Origin of the sequence: Methanoregula sp. (assembly GCF_003170075.1) — an archaeon.
Lineage (GTDB): Archaea > Halobacteriota > Methanomicrobia > Methanomicrobiales > Methanospirillaceae > Methanoregula.
In genome coordinates this window covers 1-4,597 of record NZ_PMZU01000064.1, presented here as the reverse complement: position 1 = coordinate 4,597, position 4,597 = coordinate 1, and the positions used below count along the sequence as shown (strand labels likewise).

Sequence of the window (4,597 nt, the reverse complement as noted above, 5' to 3'; positions counted from 1 at the left end):
ACCGAGACCGAGTACGGCTGGGACAAGAAAGTAAAGATGCGCCTCCCGATCTTTACCGGGGCGCTCGGCTCTACGGAAATTGCACGGGCAAACTGGGAACACTTCGCAGTCGGCGCCGCCATCTCCGGCATCACACTCGTCTGCGGTGAGAACGTCTGCGGTATCGACCCTGGCCTCAAGCTTGACGCCAAGCATAAGGTCAAGGAATCTCCCGAGATGGACCGCCGTATCAACACCTACAAGAAATTCCACAACAAGTACGGTGAAATCCTCGTCCAGATGAATGTCGAGGACACCCGGCTTGGTGTTGCCGAGTACGTTGCCAGTAAGCATAATCTCGATACTATCGAGCTCAAGTGGGGACAGGGCGCAAAGTGCATCGGCGGTGAGATCAAGGTCAAGTCCCTTGAACGCGCCATCGAACTGAAAAAGCGCGGTTATATTGTCCTCCCTGATCCGACCTTAAAAGAGAACCAAGCCGCCTACAAAGCCGGTGCGATCAAGGAATTTGAGCGCCACTCGCGCCTCGGTTTTGTCGCAAAGGAAGGATTCCTCGCAGAGATCGACCGTCTCCGCGACATCGGTTTCAAGCGTATCACGTTAAAGACCGGCGCGTACTCCATGGTCGAGCTCGCAATGGCGCTGCGCTACTGCTCCGAAGCAAAGATCGATCTCCTCACCATTGATGGTGCACCCGGCGGTACTGGCATGAGCCCGTGGCCGATGATGAACGAATGGGGTATTCCGTCGTTCTACCTCCATTCACTGGCATATGAATTTGCCGTCAGACTTGAGAAGAAAGGCATGCACGTTCCGGATCTTGCATTCGCCGGAGGTTTCTCTGATGAACCCAGCGTCTTCAAGGCACTTGCGATGGGCAGCCCGTACGTCAAGGCGGTCTGCATGGGCCGCGGCCTCATGATCCCCGGCTTTGTCGGCAAGAACATCGAGAAATGGCTACAGGCCGGCGATCTGCCCAAGTCAGTCTCGAAATACGGCAGCACGGTTGAAGAGATCTTTGTCTGCTATGAGGAACTCAAGGAGAAATTCGGTCCCCGTATGAAGGAGATCCCAATGGGTGCAGTGGGTGTCTACACCTACGCGTCCAAGTTCCGCACCGGCCTCCAGCAGCTTATGGCAGGCAGCAGGAACTTCCGGGTCTCGACCATATCGCGCAACGACCTGATGGCACTCACCGAGGACGCGGCCGAGGTCTCCGGCATTCCGTACGTCATGGAAGCCAGGTACGACGAGGCCATGGGTGCGCTGCTGGACTAACCAGCAACAAACACATATACGACGAAAAAAGCTGGGCCGGGGAAAGTCCCGGTTACCCCGCCCCGGTCGTTTCCTTATTTTTTTGCCGGATCAGGAATGGAAAATATTTTGAGGATCTCTAACGAGATCTTGGTCCCGAGCGTTGGCTGGAGCGATTCTATCCAGAGGAAAAACCCCACCCGGGACGGTGTCGGACGTTCAAACCGGAAATTGCCAGCCTTTGTCTGTACCATCTTGAGGTACTCTTTTTTCTGCCGGGATCTGAGGTAGATGATCAGCTCGTAGCCGGGGAGATCTGTTGCAAGGATCGCTTTTGAGAAATAGGTGAAAAATTCACTGTACTCGATACGCCTGCCCTTGACCACAAGGCCGTACTGGTCGCAGACCGCCTTTATCGCATGCGGGTAGAGCGCCCCGAAGAGGATCTTTTTGACGAGCGCCTCGGTATCGGTTGCCGGTGCTATATTCTTCCTGCCCCGGCCGTGCGTGATTTCGGAAAAGATCCGGTTCCTGAACTCATCGTGGTATTTCCGGTAGTCGATCGGATGTTTGAGCGGGATATCGGTAGCGCGGATTAGTTTTGGGTGGTTGGTGGGTTTTGTGTACAGGATCCGGGGCCGGTAGTGCTTGACAAGCGCTTTGATCTGCTCGCAGGAACTGGTGTGGATGATGGCATTGTCCGGATCCTTTGCAAGCCTTTTTACGACAGAGTAGTTGGAGATGTCAAAGGATGAGATGAGAAGGAATGAGACATGCTCCTGGCCGTACAGGTACCCGAGCAGCCGTTTCTTGAACGCAATCTCGATCTCGAATTCCTTTAAGTCTGCCGGAGACGTCACGACTTCCCCAAAGGCAACGTGATCATCTGCATCCACGAGGATCAGGTCAAATTCCGCAAGGTCCTGCCCATTTCCCCGGAACGTGATGTCCCCGTATTTCGAGTAAAAGATCCCGTTTTGTCCCAGGCATGCCTGTGCACCGGCGTGTGGTGCATCCGCTCCTTTGCGGGCGATGTACCTAATGCAGTCGGATTTCAGGGAAATCTCTAAGAACATCTCGTAGACGATCGCCTCGAACCAGCGTCCTTCAGCGGTTCGCATGGGCTCAATATCAGGAGAAAAAAGTTTTTTGCGCTCGATCGTATTCATGTGCCGCGTGGCGTTGAGCGCTATAGCCGCAGTGGGTTTAAAATTTTTAAAATTTGAATTCAGCCACGGGATCATGATTGCTTACTTACATTTTTAGCCGGCAGAGTAAATAACAATCTGCATTTGATAGACGGCTGGCCCGGGGGACACGTTCCCGGGTGAGGATAGACACCGGTAACAAAAGGGGCTGGTATGCCGGCAGGGAATCCGAAATAAAAAAATTCCGGCCCGTGATTTTGGCCGGAAGAGCGGTGTGCCTGGTTGAAACGTTTTTTTAAACAGGAGCAGGGGGAGGTGGATCCTGCTATCCTGAATTGAGATTGCTGCATCTGTTGGACGGTAGATCTGCGGTTGCTGCTTTTATGACTCCACATCCCCGGTTCGGATCCGTATGGATTTCTCGACCGGGAAGATGAAGATCTTTCCATCCCCGATCTTTCCAGTCCGTGCGGCCCCGGTCAGGGTCGCAATCAGATCGTCAACATCCTTGTCTCGGATAACGATCTCGAGTCTGACTTTGGGCAGGAGATCGACGGTCATCTTGCCGCCACGGTACTCAAGGGAGATACCTTTCTGCTCGCCCCGGCCTTTGACCTCGCTGATCGTCATGCCGACATAACCTTTGTCTTCAAGCGCTTTTTTCACGAACTCGAATCTTTCAGGTTTGATGATTGCAATTATCATTTTCATGGTAATCACCTGGATTATACTTGAGCCCGCTCCCCATGCTGGGAGATGTCGAGCCCTACATATTCCTCTTCCTCAGTCACGCGCAGCCCGATGGTTTTGTCCACGATGATGGCCAGGATATACGTGACCACGAAGGCGTAGATGACTGCCGACCCTGCCCCGACAATCTGGGCAATGAACTGGTGGACGTTGCCCTCGAGAAGTCCCGAGTAGCCGTTGACGGCTGCGGATGCAAAGATACCGGTTGCGAGTGCACCCCACAGGCCGCCCATACCGTGGACTGCCCATGCATCGAGACTTTCATCAATGCCTTTGCCCTGCCTCCAGAGCATGATACCGTAGCAGAGTGCACCGGCTACTGCACCGATCACGATCGAAGCCATAGGGGTTACGAACCCGGCAGCCGGTGTGATGGCGACTAGACCTGCCACTGCACCGCTGACAAACCCAAGCGAGCTCGGCTTGCCGCCATGTGCCCATGAGACCAGCAGCCATGTCATTGCTGCGGCTGCTGCCGCCGTGTTGGTGGTGACAAATGCGCTCACCGCGAGGCCGTTTGCTGCAATGGCGCTTCCTGAGTTAAACCCGAACCAGCCGAACCAGAGAAGCACAGCACCGAGGATCGACCACGGGATGTTGGCCGGTTCCATCCCGTACTTGCCGTACCCGACACGTTTACCGATCACGAGTGCCAGCGCAAGCGCGGCAAACCCTGAACTGATGTGCACGACCGTGCCGCCGGCGAAATCTATCGAGCCGAACTGTGCGGTCCAGCCGCCGCCCCACACCCAGTGGGCGAGCGGGTCGTAGACGATCGTTGTCCAGAGCAGCGCAAAGACCAGGTATGCACTGAACTTTATACGCTCGGCAAAACCGGACGTGACGATTGCCATCGTGACCGTTGCAAACACGAGCTGGAATACCATGTACAGCATGCCCGGAATAAGCGTACTGTACGGCCCGGGGTCCATGCCTACGCCATTCAGGCCCAGGTACTGCAGGTTACCGATAAATCCACCGACATCCGGACCAAACGCAAGCGAGTACCCGATCAGCACCCACTGGATGCTGACGAGAGCAAAGGCCACAAACGACAGCGTGATCATATCGATGAAGTTTTTCTTCCGGACAANNATATCGATGAAGTTTTTCTTCCGTACAAGACCCCCGTAGAAGAACCCGACTCCCGGGGTCATTATCATGACGAGGGCCGTTGAGGCGAGCACCCATGCAATTGCTCCAGAATCCATAACCATTCAACTCACCTGATAAACACAATACCGATTTTATGCCGGAACCGGTATAATATTTGATCATACCGGCAGGCACAGGATCCTCCTCCGGAACCGGATGGTGTCTGAAAGACCAGCGAGGGGTTCCGGATAAGAAGTCCGGTTCTCGTTGTGGTGGCTGGTTTTTCCCATTCATCCGCGTTTCAGATTTGGATCATTTGCTCACATTATAGGAAGGAAGTTGTATTC

Annotated in this window: 4 protein-coding genes; 1 reads left to right on the top strand and 3 read right to left on the bottom strand. The window is 54.4% G+C overall.

The window, feature by feature from the left end; all coding sequences use genetic code 11:
- A partial coding sequence (locus QZN75_RS08535; protein ID WP_292427384.1) for an FMN-binding glutamate synthase family protein occupies nucleotides 1-1,278 on the top strand: 1,278 nt, incomplete at its 5' end.
- A gap of 74 nt (nucleotides 1,279-1,352) precedes the next feature.
- Here QZN75_RS08535 and QZN75_RS08530 read toward each other — a convergent pair.
- The 3 genes from QZN75_RS08530 to QZN75_RS08520 form a co-directional block, all read right to left on the bottom strand.
- Nucleotides 1,353-2,501 carry a hypothetical protein gene (locus QZN75_RS08530; protein WP_292427382.1) on the bottom strand — a complete coding sequence of 383 codons (1,149 nt, stop codon included), beginning with the start codon at nucleotides 2,499-2,501 and terminating at the stop codon, nucleotides 1,353-1,355.
- A 285-nt stretch (nucleotides 2,502-2,786) separates the two neighbouring features.
- A complete protein-coding gene (locus QZN75_RS08525) occupies nucleotides 2,787-3,116 on the bottom strand; it encodes a P-II family nitrogen regulator (protein WP_292427381.1) in 330 nt (109 codons plus the stop codon).
- Between the two features lie 14 nt (nucleotides 3,117-3,130).
- A complete protein-coding gene (locus tag QZN75_RS08520) occupies nucleotides 3,131-4,372 on the bottom strand; it encodes an ammonium transporter (protein WP_292427379.1) in 1,242 nt (413 codons plus the stop codon).
- Nucleotides 4,373-4,597 lie beyond the last annotated feature (225 nt).

What these genes read in the sequence shown, in the direction of transcription:
- QZN75_RS08530 (WP_292427382.1), bottom strand. Translation starts at nt 2,501, where the DNA reads ATGATCCCGTGGCTGAATTCAAATTTTAAAAATTTTAAACCCACTGCG.
- QZN75_RS08525 (WP_292427381.1), bottom strand. Translation starts at nt 3,116, where the DNA reads ATGAAAATGATAATTGCAATCATCAAACCTGAAAGATTCGAGTTCGTG.